The organism is Aeromonas sp. L_1B5_3, assembly GCF_963866575.1.
GTDB lineage: Bacteria > Pseudomonadota > Gammaproteobacteria > Enterobacterales > Aeromonadaceae > Aeromonas > Aeromonas jandaei.
The window spans coordinates 18,053-32,730 of record NZ_CAWMDN010000068.1; the positions used below are offsets into that span (position 1 = coordinate 18,053).

A 14,678-nucleotide genomic window follows, 5' to 3' on the forward strand; every position below is an offset into this window, starting at 1 on the left:
AAAATGCCAGTCAGCTGACTGGCATTTTTGTTGGCGAAAGCCTGACTTAGTGACCGTCTACCCAGAAGAACTTGAGGACGAACAGCAGGGCTACCACCAGCACGCAGGGGTTGATTTCGCGCCAGCGGCCGGTGCCCGCCTTCATCACGCAGTAGGAGATGAAGCCCACGGCGATCCCCTCGGTGATGGAGAAGCTGAACGGCATCATCACCGCAGTCATGAAGGCCGGAACCGCTTCGGTCAGATCTTCCCACTTCACCCGGGTCAGCTCGGAGCACATCAGCACACCCACATAGATAAGGGCGCCAGCGGCGGCATAGGCCGGCACCATGGCGGCGACCGGAGAGAAGAAGATTGCCAGCAGGAACAGGATGCCGACCACGATGGCAGTCAGACCGGTACGGCCGCCGACGGCAACGCCGGAGCTGCTCTCGATGAAGGCGGTGACCGAGGAGGTGCCCATAAAGGCGCCGCCGACCGAGCTCACGCTATCGACCAGCAGTGCCTGCTTCATGCGCGGGAAGTGCCCCTTGTCATCGGCCAGCTTGGCGCGGTTGGTGACGCCGATCAGGGTGCCGGAGGAGTCGAACAGGTTGACCAGCATAAAGGAGAAGATGATTCCGGCGAGGCTGATGTCGAGCGAGCCCATCAGATCCAGCTGGCCGAACACCGGCTCTATGCTGGGGGGCATGGAGACGAAACCCTTGAAGGTGACATCACCAAACAGCCAGCCCAGCGCCGTGGTGACCACGATGGCGATCAGCACGGCGGAATGAACGCCGCGGGCGGAGAAGATGCAGATCAGGAAGAAACCGAGCAGACCCAGCAGGCAGGGCAGGGAGGTGAGGTTGCCCACGGTCACCATAGTCGCGGGGCTGGCCACGACGATCCCGGCATTGTGCAGACCGAGCAGGGCGATCAGCAGACCGATCCCGGCGGTGATGCCGACCCGCAGGGTGAGCGGAATGTTGCCGATCAGCCAGTAGCGCACCCGCAGCAGGGTGAGGATCAACAGACCCATGGCGCCCCAGAAGATGGTGCCCATACCCACTTGCCAGGAGTAGCCCATACCGGCCACGACCACGAAGGCGAAGAAGGCGTTGAGGCCCATGGCGGGAGCCAGCGCGATGGGCAGGTTGGCGAGCAGACCCATCAGGATGCTGCCGATACCGGCGATGAGGCAGGTGGTGACAAAGACTGCCTGAGTGTCCATGCCTGCCGCAGAGAGGATCTGCGGGTTGACGAACACGATATAGACCATGGTCAGGAAGGTAGTGATGCCGGCAATCAGTTCGGTGCGGGCGTTGGTGCCATGGCCCTTCAGGGCAAACAGACGCTCAAGCAATCCTTGCCCGGCAGCCTGTGTGGGGGCCTGTTGTGGTTGATTCATGTTGGATTCCAATAGGTGACGTGAAATAAGCAGCAGGCGAGCGGGCTCCCATTCATGCGGGAGTGATGGCCCTGTTTCTGGTGGAGAAGTAACCAGACTCGTCCTGATACCGTGACAGCGCGCACATTTTTACACAGGCGACGCCGTTTACAAACCCCGGATCTGCGAAGCGGATCAATGAATGGAGCAAAAGATCAAACGTTTGCTTTTTCGCCGACAAAAAAGGTCCTCGTAGGAGAACCTTTTGGGCGCGGAGAGGGCAGAGATCAGAGAGTTTTGAAGTAGCGTTCCACCAGCTGGGCCAGCACCGAATCGAGCTGATCCTGCACTTCCCCCAGCTCGCGGCCGAAGCGGCGCAGAAAGAGGCTGGCCTGCTCCTCGCTCAGCTTGAGATCGTTGAGAAAGAACTCCTGCTCCGGCAGCTTCTTGTCATAGCGAGGGATCAGCACCCAGCTCACCAGCTCCGGCTCGACCGCTTCGAAGATCTTGGCGGCGGCAACGCAGAAGGTTTCGATGTGTTCCTTGCCATCCGGCCCGAGACAGCCGGGTTCAACCCGGATCTGGATGGTCAGTTTTTTGGTCATTTCAGTACATCCATGCAATGTTATCCGTCTTGGATTGTAAGCCAAAAGGCAACAGAAAGGGGAGCCGGAGCTCCCCTTGTGACGCTGGTCGCAGCTGCGATGGTACGGCTTGCGCCGACCGACCGCTTACTTGGCGATGCGCTTGTACTTGGCGCGGTGCGGCTGGATGGCCTCGGCGCCATAGGTCTTCTTCTTCCACTCTTCGTATTCGGTAAAGTTACCTTCGAAGAACTCGATCTTGCCCTCATCCTGATAGTCGAGGATGTGAGTGGCGATACGGTCGAGGAACCAGCGGTCGTGGGAGATGACCATGGCACAACCCGGGAACTCCAGCAGAGCGTTCTCGAGGGCGCGCAGGGTTTCGATATCCAGATCGTTGGTCGGTTCATCCAGCAGCAGCACGTTGCCACCGGTCTGCAGCAGCTTGGCCAGGTGCAGACGACCGCGCTCACCACCGGAGAGTTCGCCAACCCGCTTCTGCTGGTCGGAACCCTTGAAGTTGAAGCGGCCGATATAGGCGCGGCTCGGGAACTCGTAGTTGCCGATGCGCAGGATATCCTGACCGTCAGCGACTTCCTCGAATACCGTCTTCTTGTCATCCATGCTGTCGCGGAACTGATCGACAGAGGCCAGCACCACGGTTTCACCTAACGTGATGGCACCGGAATCCGGCTGCTCCTGACCCGACATCATGCGGAACAGGGTCGACTTACCAGCACCGTTCGGACCGATGATGCCGACGATGGCACCCTTCGGAATGGCAAACGACAGATCGTCGATCAGCACCCGATCACCATAGGATTTGCGCAGGTTGGCCACTTCCACCACCTTGTCGCCGAGGCGCGGTCCGGGCGGAATGAACAGCTCGTTGGTCTCGTTGCGCTTCTGGTAGTCGTTGGTGTTGAGCTCTTCGAAGCGAGCCATACGGGCCTTTGATTTGGCCTGACGCCCTTTCGGGTTTTGACGAACCCACTCCAGCTCTTTCTCGATGGACTTGCGACGGGCCGCTTCGGAACTTGCTTCCTGCGCCAGACGGGCGTCCTTCTGCTCCAGCCAGGAGGAGTAGTTGCCCTCCCACGGGATACCTTCGCCGCGGTCCAGCTCCAGGATCCAGCCTGCCACGTTGTCGAGGAAGTAACGGTCGTGGGTGATGGCTACGACAGTGCCTTCGTAGTCGTGCAGGAAGCGCTCGAGCCAGGCCACGGATTCCGCATCCAGGTGGTTGGTCGGTTCGTCCAGCAGCAGCATGTCCGGCTTTTCCAGCAGCAGACGGCACAGTGCCACACGGCGGCGCTCACCACCGGAGAGGTGCTTGATTTTGGCATCCCAGGCCGGCAGGCGCAGGGCATCGGCCGCACGCTCCAGCTGGTTTTCCATGTTGTGGCCACCCTGAGCCTGGATGATGGCTTCCAGCTCGCCCTGTTCGCGGGCCAGCTTGTCAAAGTCGGCATCCGGGTCGGCGTAGGCCGCATAGACCTCGTCCAGACGGGCCATGGCGCGCTTCACTTCGCCAACGGCCTCTTCGACCGCCTCGCGTACGGTCTGCTCCGGATCCAGCTTCGGCTCCTGCGGCAGGTAGCCGATCTTGATGCCGGGCTGCGGACGGGCTTCCCCTTCGATCTCGGTGTCGATGCCTGCCATGATGCGCAGCAGGGTCGATTTACCGGCGCCGTTCAGACCCAGCACGCCGATCTTGGCGCCCGGGAAGAAGCTCAAGGAGATGTTCTTGAGAATATGACGCTTGGGCGGCACTACCTTGCCGACCCGGTTCATGGTGTAAATAAATTGAGCCATTGGCTAATTCTCTTCCTTTTCAGCAGGTTAATGTCTTGGCATTAACAGACTGATGTCGTGGTGGGGCCAGGTCGACACAGGTCAACCGGGTTCCAAAAAACCCGTCGATTGTAAACCAACGGACGAGGGGGGGCAAAGGCAGCACCCGGCTATCTCCCCCCTTTGCCAACAGGGTCACGCCTTGCTGCATCAGCCGTGCAAATTGGGCATGATGTGGGCTGCCGTTTTGTTCCGGAGCCCTCATGAACCCATCTCCTCAAGCACCCCTGCTTGCCACCTTTTTGTGTGCCATGGGATTGGACGCCGCCCTGAGCGAAGCCCTCTGTCAGCGTTTGCCACGGCAGACGCTGCGCGCCGGTCAGGTGCTGTTGGCGCAAGGGGCCGAACAGGAGGCTGCCTTCTATATCGAAACGGGCATCGCCCGTGCCTGCCATTACACTCGGGACGGACAGGAGCGCTGCAAGGAGTTCTACTTCGAGGGGGAGCTCTGCCTGCTTTACGACAGCTGGCTCACCGGGTCGCCCGCCCGCTATCAGCTGGAGGTGCTGACGGAGCTGCAAGTGGTGCGGGTGCCGATCGCCCTGCTGGATGAGCCCATCTGGCAGCCGGTCTGCATGGCCCTGCTGCGTCAGCAGCTTGGTTACAAGGAGCGCAAGGAGGCGTTTTTGCTGCTCCACTCGCCCGAAGAGCGTTATCGGGAGCTCTGCCACACCTTCCCCCACTGGCCGGCACGACTGACCCAAGTACAGCTCGCCAACTACATCGGCATCAGCCCGGTCACCCTGTCACGGATCCGCAGGCGCATTAACACGGGTTAATGCCACCTGCCGGTTGCCACTTCATGCTGCGCCATCCAAATGACGGACGAGGGGTGGATGATGTCGCTGTTTCTGTGGTCGCAACTGGTGGTGAGCCTGGCCTTGCTGCTCGATCTGTTGTCGTTTCAGTTGCTGGATCGCCGCAGGATCCTGGCCTGCCTGGCACTCTCCTGCGCGCTCAATGCCGGTCACTTTGCCCTGCTCGAGCAGTGGTCGGCCGCCTGCCTGTTGCTGCTGGCCAGCGTACGCTTTCTGGTGAGTATCTGGCTGGTTCGCCGCATCTTGATGTGGTTTTTCATGGGGTTGGCCTGTGCGGCAGCGCTGGTGACCTATCAGGGCCTGCTCTCATTGATCGGGCTGCTGGCGAGCCTGCTGCAAACCCGGGCCGCGTTTTGCCCGGATGATCGCCAACTGCGGCGCTGGATGCTGCTCGGTACCCTCTGCTGGCTGGTCAACAACCTGCTGGTGGGCTCACCGGTCGCCGCACTGATGGAGGGGCTGTTTCTGGTCAGCAATCTGGTGGGTTACTACCGCCACTATGGCTTCCACTATTCGGCCGGTAGTGGTCATAACCATAGTTGTCGCAATCCGGAGCCGCCTTCCGAGCGGACTGGCAACTGAGAGTTCGCTCAGGGCTGCTTGTGGCCAGCGAAGTAGAGCACCCGTTTGACATACTCCCGGGTCTCGTCATAGGGCGGGATGCCGCCATAGCGCTCAACTGCCTTCTCACCTGCGTTGTAGGCTGCCGAGATCAGAACCCAGTCGCCATCGAAGCGGCGATCCAGCCACTTGAGATAACTGACGCCACCCTTGATGTTCTGTGCCGGATCAAAGGGTTGAGTGACACCAAAACGCTGCTGGGTTTCGGGGATCAGCTGCATCACTCCCTGCGCATTCTTGGCGGAGACGGCGCGGCTTTCGAGGTTGGATTCGGCAATGGCGATGGCCAGCACCAGCCGCACATCGACCTGATGGCGCTTGGCTGCGTGGCGCAGCATGGTGGCCAGCTTCTGTTTGCCCGGTGACTGGCGTGCCAGATAGGCCTCGACATTGAACGGTGTGCTGGGCAGGGCGAAATAACTCCCTTGTCCGCCGCGCATGCCGACACCGCACTGATCGCCCATGGGGGCATTGCCGACCCGCGGGTTGTAGTAGCGGCTGGCCTGCTGGTTGCCAAGGCGCATCGCCATGGCGAGATAGCTGTTGGCCATTTTCGCGCTGCGCACCGAGGCGGGGCCGGTGGCGAGCAGACGCCCGATCCGGAAGTAACCTTCGGGATTGCCGGTGCTGGCGGCTACGCAGTAGAGGGCAATCGCCTTTTGCAGATTGCCGCTGTGCTGGGCTGCCTGCCCCTGCCTGAGTGCCGTCATTGCCCTGGGGGCTTGTCTGAAATCCCTGCCCTGTGCCGTCTGCGGAATGCCCGCCAGTAGCGACGACAAAAAAAGCAGCAAAAACAGTCCGTTTTCGCTGATCTTCCCCATCGTTTATCTCCTGCTTGAGTAGAGAAGATATAGAGGAACATGGCTGCCATCGCCATGAAAGCAGTGGATCCTGTTGTTATAGCGGGGGGATTTCAGAGAGCAAAATGGTATGGAACTAACGGCATTGCGAGAGTTTCATACCATTTTTCATCGGGTTAGAAGTCGTGGTGATACTCATGCTCATCCAGGTCGGCGGGAGGAAGCGCGCGATAGAAGCTGCCAATTTCGCTGACAACCCAGAGCGAAAGCAGGATCAACATGCTGATAAGGGGAAGCAGGGTGTGGTTCTGGGTCAGGACATAGGCCGCGATGGCGGCGCCAATCAGGAGAAGGGTTCGGATCATGAGGTGGCTCCTTGTCGTCATGGGGGGGTTGCGTGGCCACGGACAGAGCGCCTGGGGTCGGGAGTGTCTCCCGGGTGGCACGAAGCGAAGTGATTATATCGCGTCATGCCGCTGCCGGTCCGTGGTGTCATCACACTTTCCATAGTCATGGGTTTCGTATCGAGTTGGGCCCCGCCAGATGCGGGGCCAGTAATGGTTTGACGGTTAGAAGAAACCGCCGTTGTTATCGTCACTGTCGGTCCAGCCGCCACTCTGGCTATCGTCGTCGAGAAAACTGCTGCCAACATCGGGAGGTGAATCCCAGCCGTCCCAGCGTACCGGTTCCGCATCGACCGGATTGGCAATGGGCGCTGGCTCTATGATGTCGATGATCTCCTCGGGCCGGTTGCTGTGAAACAGTCCGCCGATCATGTCGGCCAGCATGACTCCACCGGCAACCCCGGCTGCGGTTTGCAGGGCGCCACCGAGAAAGGAGCTGGTACGGGAAGCGGGTTGGGCAGGCGCAGTTGCCGGTGGTGGCGTGAAGCGCGGGGGCGGAGTGCTCTCGCCACCAAACAGGCCGGAGAGAAAACTGCCACCGCTCGAACTGCTTTGGCTTGCCTCCAGCTCCTTGACTCGCTCGTTGAGACGGGTAAGAGCAGCTTGCTGGATCAGCAGCGCCTGGGTCATGTAGTAGGGGGCATCGGGCTGCTCTGCCAGATGCTGGCGGATCAGCTGATCCGCTTGTTGGTCTCGCTTGCTATCCCTGGCTTGCGCTTGCTTGAGGCGGTCGAACAGTCCATCGATCAGACCCTGTTCCTGCTGTTGCATCTCAAATCCTCGCTATGGTGCGCAGACAGTGCGTTCAGCCATCCTAAAACGCGTGGCAAGCCAGTGGTACCGGATTAACTCATCGACGACCAAGGGCTGCAGCCCGGCAATTTCACGCGTCGGGCTGATAGTAGTCGAGATACCAGCGGACGAACGCGGCGACTCCCTCCTTGATGGTGGTGGCGGGGCGCAGGTCGGTGAGGGTGTGGAGGGGCTCGCTATCGGCCCAGGTGGCGTGCATGTCGCCCGCCTGCATCGGCAGCATCCGCTTGATGGCGGGCTTGCCGAGGGCCTCTTCCAGCGCCTCGATAAAGTCGAGTAGCCGCACCGGCTGACCATGACCGATGTTGAGGATGCGGTAGGGCGCGGCGCTCTCGGCCGGGCTTTGCTCGCTGGCGTGCCAATCGGGATTGGGACGGGGCGGCTGCTCGGCGACGGCGAGGATCCCCTCGACGATGTCGTCGATAAAGGTGAAGTCGCGGCTGAGATCGCCGTGGTTATAGACGTCGATAGGCTCGCCCGCGAGGATGGCGCGGGTGAACTTGATGATGGCCATGTCGGGCCGACCCCAGGGACCGTAGACGGTGAAAAAGCGCAACCCTGTGGTGGGCAGGCCATAGAGCGTGGAATAGGCGTGAGCCATCAGCTCGCCACTCTTCTTGGTGGCAGCGTAGAGGGAGACCGGGTGATCCACCGGCTGCTCGGTGGTGAAGGGCATCTGGTCGGTCAGACCATAAACCGAGCTGGAGGAGGCGTAGAGCAGATGCCGGATGCCGTGCTGGCGGCACCCCTCCAGCACTGTCAGCATGCCGGTGAGGTTGCTGTCGGCGTAGGCAAACGGGTTTTCCAGCGAGTAGCGTACCCCCGCCTGCGCCCCCAGATGGATCACCCGCTCGAAGCCATGACGGGCAAAGAGAGTCGCCATCGCTTCGCGATCCGCCAGATCGACCCGTTCGAAGTGGAAATGGGGGAAGCCAGCCAACTGCGCCAGTCGCGCCTCTTTCAGACTCACCTCGTAGTAGTCGTTGAGGTTGTCGATACCCACCACCCGATGACCTGCCGCGCAGAGCCGGCTGGCCACGTGAAAACCGATAAAACCGGCGGCCCCGGTCACCAGCCAGTTCATGGTTGCACCTGTGCGAGAGGGAGGTGAGGGCGCCCGATGGCGTAGTAACAAAAGCCCTGCTGGTGCAGGCGAGCCGGATCGTAGAGGTTGCGTCCGTCGATGATGACGGGGCTGGCGAGCAGGCTCTTCATCCGGGCAAAGTCGGGGACGCGGAAGGATTGCCACTCGGTGCAGATGAGCAGGGCATCGGCCCCCTCCAGCGCCTCTTCCTGCGTGGCGCAGAGCTGCAGGTCGGGCCGCTCGCCGTAAAGTCCGCGAGCGCGTGCCATCGCCTTGGGATCAAACGCCTGCACCTTGCCGCCAGCAGCCCAGATGGCGGCCAGCAGCGGGCGGCTCGGCGCTTCGCGCATGTCGTCGGTGCCGGGCTTGAACGCCAGCCCCCACAGGGCAAACGTGCGGCCGCGCAGATCCGGGCCGAAGTGACTCAGCAGTCGCTCGGCCATCTTCTGCTGCTGGCGCCGGTTGACCTGCTCGACCGCGGCGAGCAGCGGGGTGTCGCAGTCGACGCGGCGGGCTGTGTGCAGCAGGGACTGGATATCCTTGGGGAAGCAGGAGCCGCCATAGCCGCAGCCCGGGTAGAGGAAGTGGTAACCGATGCGGGGATCGGCCCCCATCCCCTGGCGTACCGCCTCGATATCGGCCCCCAGCTCCTCGGCAAGTGCCGCCATCTCGTTCATAAAGGAGATGCGGGTGGCCAGCATGGCGTTGGCGGCGTACTTGGTGAGCTCGGCACTGCGCAGATCCATCACCACGATCCGATCGTGGTTGCGGTTGAAGGGGGCGTAGAGGGCACGCAACTGCTCCAGCGCCATCTCGCTATCACAGCCGATGATGATACGATCCGGCCGCATGCAGTCGCTGACTGCCGCCCCCTCCTTGAGAAACTCAGGGTTAGCCGCCACGTCGCACTCAAGAGCCAGTCCACGCTCGGCCAGCCGGGCCTGAATATGTTGCCGCACCTGCTGCGCCGTGCCGACCGGCACAGTGCTCTTGGTCACCACCAGCTTGGGGCGGCTCATCAGCCGGCCTATGGTGTCGGCCACCGTCAGCACATGTTGCAGATCGGCAGAGCCATCCTCATCTGCGGGTGTGCCTACGGCGATGAGCAGCAGGTCGGCGTGCTCGACTCCGACGGCGGGGTCGGCAGAGAAGTGCAGACGACCACTGGCCAGATGGCTCTCGACCAGCGGTGCCAGCCCCGGTTCGTAGAAGGGGATTTGGCCCTGCCGAAGCGCGGCGATCCGCGCCTCATCCACATCGATGCAGCAGATCTGATGGCCCACCTCGGCCAGAACGGCGGCCTGAACCAGCCCGACATAGCCTGTGCCAAAAATGGTGACCTTCATGGAAAACGCCTCTTGCTGCGGATGGGATGCGGGGTATCAGAGGGCGGCATGCTGCATCTTGGTGCAGCGAGTGTCAATGCCGGATGACAGGCACCAGAATGGGGCGTGCAGCCCTCTTGTTGTGATCATTTTCACAAAAAATAGACTGGGCCTCATAACGAAGCCCTGTCGACAGGGCTCGCAGCCTGCCGAATAGGGCAGGCGACAGACACTCTCTCTTTACTTCGCTTGGATACAGGTTATGGACAACACCTCGACTCGTACTGCCCATCCCGTCTATGAGGATGTGCTGGCCCTGCTGACCGCGGCAGGCTTCGTCTCCCTCGGCATCTTCCTGTTTCATCAGGTGGGCCTGCTCACCGGCGGTACCGCCGGGCTGGCGCTGCTGCTGCAACAGGTGACGGGGATCAGCTTTGGCCTGCTCTTCTTCGGCATCAATCTGCCCTTCTACGCGCTCGCTTGGCTCAGAATGGGGCCGCGCTTTACCCTCAACACCTTCGTCTCGGTGGCGGCGGTCTCCTACATGACCGATCACCTCAACGGCGTGCTGCAGATCGGCAAGATAGAGCCCCTCTATGCGGTGCTGATCGGTGGCACCCTGATCGGTATGGGGCTGCTTATCATGTTTCGCCACAAGTCGAGTCTGGGGGGCTTCAATATTCTGGCGCTCTTTATTCAGAATCGCTTTGGCATCCGGGCGGGCAAGCTGCAGATGGGGCTCGATTGTGCCATCGTCATCGCCTCGTTCTTCGTGGTACAGCCGTGGATTCTGGCCCTCTCCATCGTGGCGGCGGTTATCTGTAATCTGGTGTTGACACTCAACCACAAGCCGGGGCGCTACCAGATCGCCTGACGGTTGGCAGATTGACCCGATAGCACGAGGCGGCCTGATGGCCGCCTCGTCTGTTTCTACCCTGGCCTTTTTCGCTGCGCCTAGCTCGCCTGTTCCAGCCTGCTGTCACCGCTCGTAGCGTTGCTACTGATGGAACTGCCGCTGATGGCGTGACTACCGACGGCGAGCGGGGTGTGGCAGGACACCTGATGATGGGCCTCATCACACGCCTCAAGCTTGGGCGCTTTGCTTTTGCACAGCTCGGTCGCATGGGGACAGCGCTGGTGGAAGTGGCAGCCGCTTGGCGGCGAGATGGGGGAGGGCACATCGCCGGTCAGCAGAATGCGCTGGCTGCGCCTGCGCGGGTCCGGTACCGGAATGGCGGAGATCAACGCCTGGGTGTAAGGGTGGCGCGGCGCCAGATAGAGCGACTGGGCATCCGCCAGTTCGACGATCCGTCCCAGATACATCACCGCAATCCGATCCGAGATGTGTTTGACCACCGACAGATCGTGGGCGATAAAGATGATGGAGAGGTTCATCTCCCGCTGCAGGCTGAGCAGCAGGTTGACGATCTGCGACTGCACCGAGACATCGAGGGCCGAGACCGCCTCGTCGCATACCAGCAGTTTGGGCTTGAGGGCGATGGCGCGGGCGATGCCGATCCGCTGGCGCTGACCGCCGGAAAACTCGTGGGGGTAGCGATCCACCGCGCTGCCCGGCAGGCCCACTTTTGCCAGCAGCTCCTGTACCCAGCCGCGGCGCTGCTCAGTGTTGCCTTTACCGTGGATGATAAAGGGCTCCTCCAGGATCTGACCCACGGTGTGGCGGCTGTTGAGGGATTCTGCAGGATCCTGAAATACCATCTGCATCTCCTGACGCAAGGAGCGCATCTCCTTCTGGCTGAGGGCGGTGATATCGCGCCCCTCGAAGGTGATGGTGCCCGCGGTCGGCTCGAACAGCTTGAGCAGGCTGCGTCCGAGGGTGGACTTGCCACAGCCCGATTCCCCCACCAGCCCCAGCGTTTCTCCCTGTTTCAGGTCGAAGCTGATGCCATCCACCGCGTGAACCGTATATTGCTTGCGCAGGAACCCGCCTCCCAGCCGGAAGTGCTGTTTCAGATCCCTGACCGATAACAGAGTGCTCATGGGGTCAACTCCTTCCAGTAGTGACAGGCGACATGGTGGCGCGGATTGAGTTGCTCCACCGCCGGAATGGCACTGATACAGAGATCGGTCGCGTGGGGGCAGCGGTTGGAGAAGCGGCAGCCAGCGGGCATCTCGTGCAGGGCTGGCACCTGTCCCTTGATGGTCTTGAGCAGGCTCTTGGGCTCATCCTCGAGTCGCGGGATCGAGCTCATCAAGCCGTGGGTATAGGGGTGACGAGGGTGATCAAACAGCTCGAACACGTCGGCCTGCTCTACCGCCCGCCCGGCATACATCACCACCACTTCGTCGCACAGCTCCGCCACTACCCCCAGATCGTGGGTGATAAAGATGATGGCCATGCCGGTCTGGGCCTGCAGCTCTTTCATCAGTTCGAGGATCTGGGCCTGAATGGTGACATCCAGCGCCGTGGTCGGCTCGTCACAGATAAGCAGGTCTGGCTCGCAGGAGAGCGCCATGGCGATCATCACCCGTTGGCGCATGCCGCCGGAGAGGTTGTGGGGATAGACCGCAAAGCGCTGGGCCGGTTCCGGGATCCCCACCTTCTGCAGCATGGCGATGGCCGCGGCTCTGCGCTGGGCCTTGTCATACTCGGGGCGATGGAGGCGAAACACCTCCATCAGTTGCTCCCCCACCGTCTGCACCGGGTTGAGGGCCGTCATCGGCTCCTGAAAGATCATCGAGATGCGGTTGCCGCGCACCTTGTACATCTGATCCGGCGCAAGCGACAGCAACTCCTCCCCCTGAAAGCGGATGGAACCGGCTACCACCTGACCGTGGGGTTTGGGCAAGAGCCCTATGATGGCGAGTGAAGTGACACTCTTGCCGCAGCCGGACTCGCCGACGATCCCCAGCGTCTGACCTGGGGCCACCTTGAAGCTGACCCCGTCGAGCACCTTGATCTTGCCATCGTCGACGGCGAACTCCACCTCGAGATCGCGTACTTCGAGGATTGGGGCTGGGTGCTGGCCGTTATCAGCGGCGAACTCCCCCCCGTTATCCGGTACGTCAAGAATGGGGGCCTGGGTGTTGGGCATAACAGCTGCTCCCTTCGCAATGGCCTGAATATCAATGACGTACATAGGTCTTGTCGAGCAGGTTGATGGGCGCCAGCGCCTCCCCTGCCTCCTTGGCGTTGTGGGTCTCTTCCTTCACCTTGGGATCGAGCCAGAGCAGACCGCCGCTACTGTGAGGATAACCGTCCATCGGCCAGTAGAGCAGATCCGGCGTATTCTTGGTGGCAGGCACCTCCGGCAGCATCACATAACGCCAGCTGCTGGCCCGCACATAGTTGAGCTGCACGCCTGGCACGAAGATGGCGAGATCATAGATGCGCTGCTGGATCTGCTGGGAGAGCTTGGCCCGTTTGGCCATGTCGAATTCGACGTTGTAGGTGTCGATCAGCGCGTCCAGTTCCTTGTCAGCCACGTTGAATAGGTTATTGGTCTGCGGTTTATTGGCGTTGAAGGAGTGGAAAAACTCCCAATATTGCGGATAGAGACCGCCGCCGCCCCAACCGAGCCAGGCCGCTTCGTGTTTCTTCTCCAGCATCACCTTGAAGCCGGTGGCGCCATCCACCAGATTGAGCTCCAGATCCAGACCCGCCTTCTTGGCCTCCTCTTTCAGCACGGTCAGGCGCTTGGAGTGCTCCTGACTGGTGTAGGTGAGCGCCAGCGTGAGCCTTTCCCCCTTCTCATTTTGCAGGATGCCGTCTGGCCCCGGCTTGTTGTAGCCGCCCTTGGCAAAGTACTCCCGCGCCTTGCCGATGTCATAAGCCCGCTCCGGCAGCGTGATGTCGGTGAATTCGCCAAAGCCCGAGTCGAAGGTGGTGGCTCTGTCATAGTCGCCGCGCAGCACGGTTTTAATCATCTTGTCGATGTTGAAGGCGTGCTGGATGCCGAGCCGCACGTTCACGTCCGCCAGCTTGGGGTTGGCCACATTGAGGTGAACCCCCTGCCCGCCCTGTTTGGTATCGGTCATAGCCATCACTTTCTGCACGTAGCCTTTGTTGTACTCCGGGGTGACCGCTTTTTCATGCCACCAGTTGGGCAGGATCATCTCGAAGGTATCAAGCTCCCCTTTCAGGAAATGGCGGAAGGCGATGTTGTGATCGCGGATCACCTGCACCTTGATGGTGTCGATGTTGAATCTGTGCTGGTTATAGCGATCGTCTTTTGCCCACCAATCCTTCTGCTTGCTGAAGGTGACCGACTTGCCCTTCTTGACGTCGCTGATCACGTAGGGACCTGTGGTGGGCACCACGGCCCAGTTGTACTGCTTCACCCAGTTGGGGGTCAGCTTGTAGTAGTGCTTGGGCTGGGGCCACAGCTCGGTGGTGTTGAGCAAGTCCATCTTGGCCTTGCGGTTGCCTGCTTTGACCAGAATGGTGTGGTCATCGATCTTCTCTACAGCTACCACTTCAGTGGTGTAGTAATTGTTGAACCAAGGCCCCTTGATGTGTTTGGAACGCATCATCTCGTAGCCGAAGGTGTAGTCGTCTGCATTGACCGGCTTGCCATCCGACCATTTGGCGCGTGGATCCAGCTTGAAGTAGACGGTTTGGCTGTCTGGCGCGATGGCCCAGTGGGTCGCTAGCGAGGGAATGGGGTTGCCGGTATTGGGGTGGAAGCTGATGAGCCGCAGCTGGTTATCCATGATGAAGGAACGGAACGAGCCGTTGGAGTCAGGCCCCACGGTGCGGAACGTCAGCGGAAAGCTGTCCACAAACATATTGAGGCTGCCGCCCGGCAGCGCTTTGGGGGAGGCGAACACAGGATCCATGTCGTTGGTCTCCCATTTGAGATCCGCGGGCAGGCTGGCCGCCCAGACCCAGGATCCGTTTACCAGCACAAAGAGAGCACCTATCCATTTGATTTTATTTTTCATGTTTGACTTCCAGGTCTGGCCCCTGCACTGGGGGTCTTGATTGATAACGGGATTATCCCTTGCTCCCGGGACCGCCGATGGTGGGGGCCCGTCCTTCATTA

Annotated in this window: 14 protein-coding genes; 3 read left to right on the forward strand and 11 right to left on the reverse strand. The window is 60.9% G+C overall.

What is annotated here, in order from left to right:
- Positions 1-46 precede the first annotated feature (46 nt).
- The 3 genes from AACR93_RS04135 to ettA all read right to left on the reverse strand — a co-directional run bounded on the left by AACR93_RS04135 (position 47) and on the right by ettA (position 3,768).
- Positions 47-1,390: an NCS2 family permease gene (locus AACR93_RS04135; RefSeq protein ID WP_033114095.1), complete on the reverse strand. Its 1,344-nt coding sequence runs from the start codon at positions 1,388-1,390 to the stop codon at positions 47-49.
- Between the two features lie 266 nt (positions 1,391-1,656).
- Positions 1,657-1,974: a hypothetical protein gene (locus AACR93_RS04140; RefSeq protein WP_005349395.1), complete on the reverse strand. Its 318-nt coding sequence runs from the start codon at positions 1,972-1,974 to the stop codon at positions 1,657-1,659.
- Between the two features lie 126 nt (positions 1,975-2,100).
- The gene (gene ettA, locus AACR93_RS04145) at positions 2,101-3,768 is read right to left on the reverse strand and encodes an energy-dependent translational throttle protein EttA (protein WP_005358378.1); all 1,668 of its coding nucleotides are present in this window, start codon (positions 3,766-3,768) and stop codon (positions 2,101-2,103) included.
- Positions 3,769-4,010: 242 nt separating this feature from the next.
- Here ettA and AACR93_RS04150 point away from each other — a divergent pair, with 242 nt between their 5' ends.
- Together AACR93_RS04150 and AACR93_RS04155 are read left to right on the forward strand one after the other, a co-directional pair.
- Positions 4,011-4,586, forward strand: coding sequence for a Crp/Fnr family transcriptional regulator (locus tag AACR93_RS04150; RefSeq protein ID WP_043850078.1), 576 nt, complete (start codon positions 4,011-4,013; stop codon positions 4,584-4,586).
- A 57-nt stretch (positions 4,587-4,643) separates the two neighbouring features.
- Complete coding sequence (locus tag AACR93_RS04155) at positions 4,644-5,207, forward strand: YgjV family protein (RefSeq protein ID WP_043850079.1); 564 nt, start codon at positions 4,644-4,646, stop codon at positions 5,205-5,207.
- Positions 5,208-5,215: 8 nt separating this feature from the next.
- Here the strand turns inward: AACR93_RS04155 and AACR93_RS04160 are convergent, their stop codons facing one another.
- The 5 genes from AACR93_RS04160 to AACR93_RS04180 all read right to left on the reverse strand — a co-directional run bounded on the left by AACR93_RS04160 (position 5,216) and on the right by AACR93_RS04180 (position 9,693).
- Positions 5,216-6,067, reverse strand: coding sequence for a lytic transglycosylase domain-containing protein (locus AACR93_RS04160; protein WP_041207925.1), 852 nt, complete (start codon positions 6,065-6,067; stop codon positions 5,216-5,218).
- Between the two features lie 155 nt (positions 6,068-6,222).
- Positions 6,223-6,411: a hypothetical protein gene (locus AACR93_RS04165; RefSeq protein WP_043850080.1), complete on the reverse strand. Its 189-nt coding sequence runs from the start codon at positions 6,409-6,411 to the stop codon at positions 6,223-6,225.
- Positions 6,412-6,615: 204 nt separating this feature from the next.
- Positions 6,616-7,221, reverse strand: coding sequence for a DUF2076 domain-containing protein (locus AACR93_RS04170; protein ID WP_042031693.1), 606 nt, complete (start codon positions 7,219-7,221; stop codon positions 6,616-6,618).
- 112 nt (positions 7,222-7,333) lie between these two features.
- Entirely contained in the window at positions 7,334-8,347 is a 1,014-nt protein-coding gene (locus AACR93_RS04175) for an NAD-dependent epimerase (RefSeq protein WP_043850081.1), read from the reverse strand.
- On the reverse strand, positions 8,344-9,693 hold the full coding sequence (locus tag AACR93_RS04180; protein ID WP_043850082.1) for a UDP-glucose dehydrogenase family protein: 1,350 nt from the start codon (positions 9,691-9,693) through the stop codon (positions 8,344-8,346). Before AACR93_RS04180 ends, AACR93_RS04175 begins: the two co-directional genes overlap by 4 nt.
- Positions 9,694-9,934: 241 nt before the next feature.
- Between AACR93_RS04180 and AACR93_RS04185 the strand changes: the two genes are divergently transcribed.
- Positions 9,935-10,546 (forward strand): YitT family protein, encoded by a 612-nt coding sequence (locus AACR93_RS04185; protein ID WP_043850083.1) that lies wholly within the window; start codon positions 9,935-9,937, stop codon positions 10,544-10,546.
- 80 nt (positions 10,547-10,626) lie between these two features.
- Here AACR93_RS04185 and AACR93_RS04190 read toward each other — a convergent pair whose 3' ends face one another.
- The 3 genes from AACR93_RS04190 to AACR93_RS04200 are packed head-to-tail and all read right to left on the reverse strand — an operon-like array spanning position 10,627 to position 14,577.
- Positions 10,627-11,673: an ABC transporter ATP-binding protein gene (locus tag AACR93_RS04190; RefSeq protein WP_043850084.1), complete on the reverse strand. Its 1,047-nt coding sequence runs from the start codon at positions 11,671-11,673 to the stop codon at positions 10,627-10,629.
- A complete protein-coding gene (locus tag AACR93_RS04195; protein WP_043850085.1) occupies positions 11,670-12,728 on the reverse strand; it encodes an ABC transporter ATP-binding protein in 1,059 nt (352 codons plus the stop codon). Before AACR93_RS04195 ends, AACR93_RS04190 begins: the two co-directional genes overlap by 4 nt.
- Before the next feature lie 31 nt (positions 12,729-12,759).
- A complete protein-coding gene (locus AACR93_RS04200; protein ID WP_043850086.1) occupies positions 12,760-14,577 on the reverse strand; it encodes an extracellular solute-binding protein in 1,818 nt (605 codons plus the stop codon).
- Positions 14,578-14,678 lie beyond the last annotated feature (101 nt).

What these genes read in the sequence shown, in the direction of transcription:
- AACR93_RS04135 (WP_033114095.1), bottom strand. Translation starts at nt 1,390, where the DNA reads ATGAATCAACCACAACAGGCCCCCACACAGGCTGCCGGGCAAGGATTG.
- AACR93_RS04140 (WP_005349395.1), bottom strand. Translation starts at nt 1,974, where the DNA reads ATGACCAAAAAACTGACCATCCAGATCCGGGTTGAACCCGGCTGTCTC.
- ettA (WP_005358378.1), bottom strand. Translation starts at nt 3,768, where the DNA reads ATGGCTCAATTTATTTACACCATGAACCGGGTCGGCAAGGTAGTGCCG.
- AACR93_RS04150 (WP_043850078.1), top strand. Translation starts at nt 4,011, where the DNA reads ATGAACCCATCTCCTCAAGCACCCCTGCTTGCCACCTTTTTGTGTGCC.
- AACR93_RS04155 (WP_043850079.1), top strand. Translation starts at nt 4,644, where the DNA reads ATGATGTCGCTGTTTCTGTGGTCGCAACTGGTGGTGAGCCTGGCCTTG.
- AACR93_RS04160 (WP_041207925.1), bottom strand. Translation starts at nt 6,067, where the DNA reads ATGGGGAAGATCAGCGAAAACGGACTGTTTTTGCTGCTTTTTTTGTCG.
- AACR93_RS04165 (WP_043850080.1), bottom strand. Translation starts at nt 6,411, where the DNA reads ATGATCCGAACCCTTCTCCTGATTGGCGCCGCCATCGCGGCCTATGTC.
- AACR93_RS04170 (WP_042031693.1), bottom strand. Translation starts at nt 7,221, where the DNA reads ATGCAACAGCAGGAACAGGGTCTGATCGATGGACTGTTCGACCGCCTC.
- AACR93_RS04175 (WP_043850081.1), bottom strand. Translation starts at nt 8,347, where the DNA reads ATGAACTGGCTGGTGACCGGGGCCGCCGGTTTTATCGGTTTTCACGTG.
- AACR93_RS04180 (WP_043850082.1), bottom strand. Translation starts at nt 9,693, where the DNA reads ATGAAGGTCACCATTTTTGGCACAGGCTATGTCGGGCTGGTTCAGGCC.
- AACR93_RS04185 (WP_043850083.1), top strand. Translation starts at nt 9,935, where the DNA reads ATGGACAACACCTCGACTCGTACTGCCCATCCCGTCTATGAGGATGTG.
- AACR93_RS04190 (WP_043850084.1), bottom strand. Translation starts at nt 11,673, where the DNA reads ATGAGCACTCTGTTATCGGTCAGGGATCTGAAACAGCACTTCCGGCTG.
- AACR93_RS04195 (WP_043850085.1), bottom strand. Translation starts at nt 12,728, where the DNA reads ATGCCCAACACCCAGGCCCCCATTCTTGACGTACCGGATAACGGGGGG.
- AACR93_RS04200 (WP_043850086.1), bottom strand. Translation starts at nt 14,577, where the DNA reads ATGAAAAATAAAATCAAATGGATAGGTGCTCTCTTTGTGCTGGTAAAC.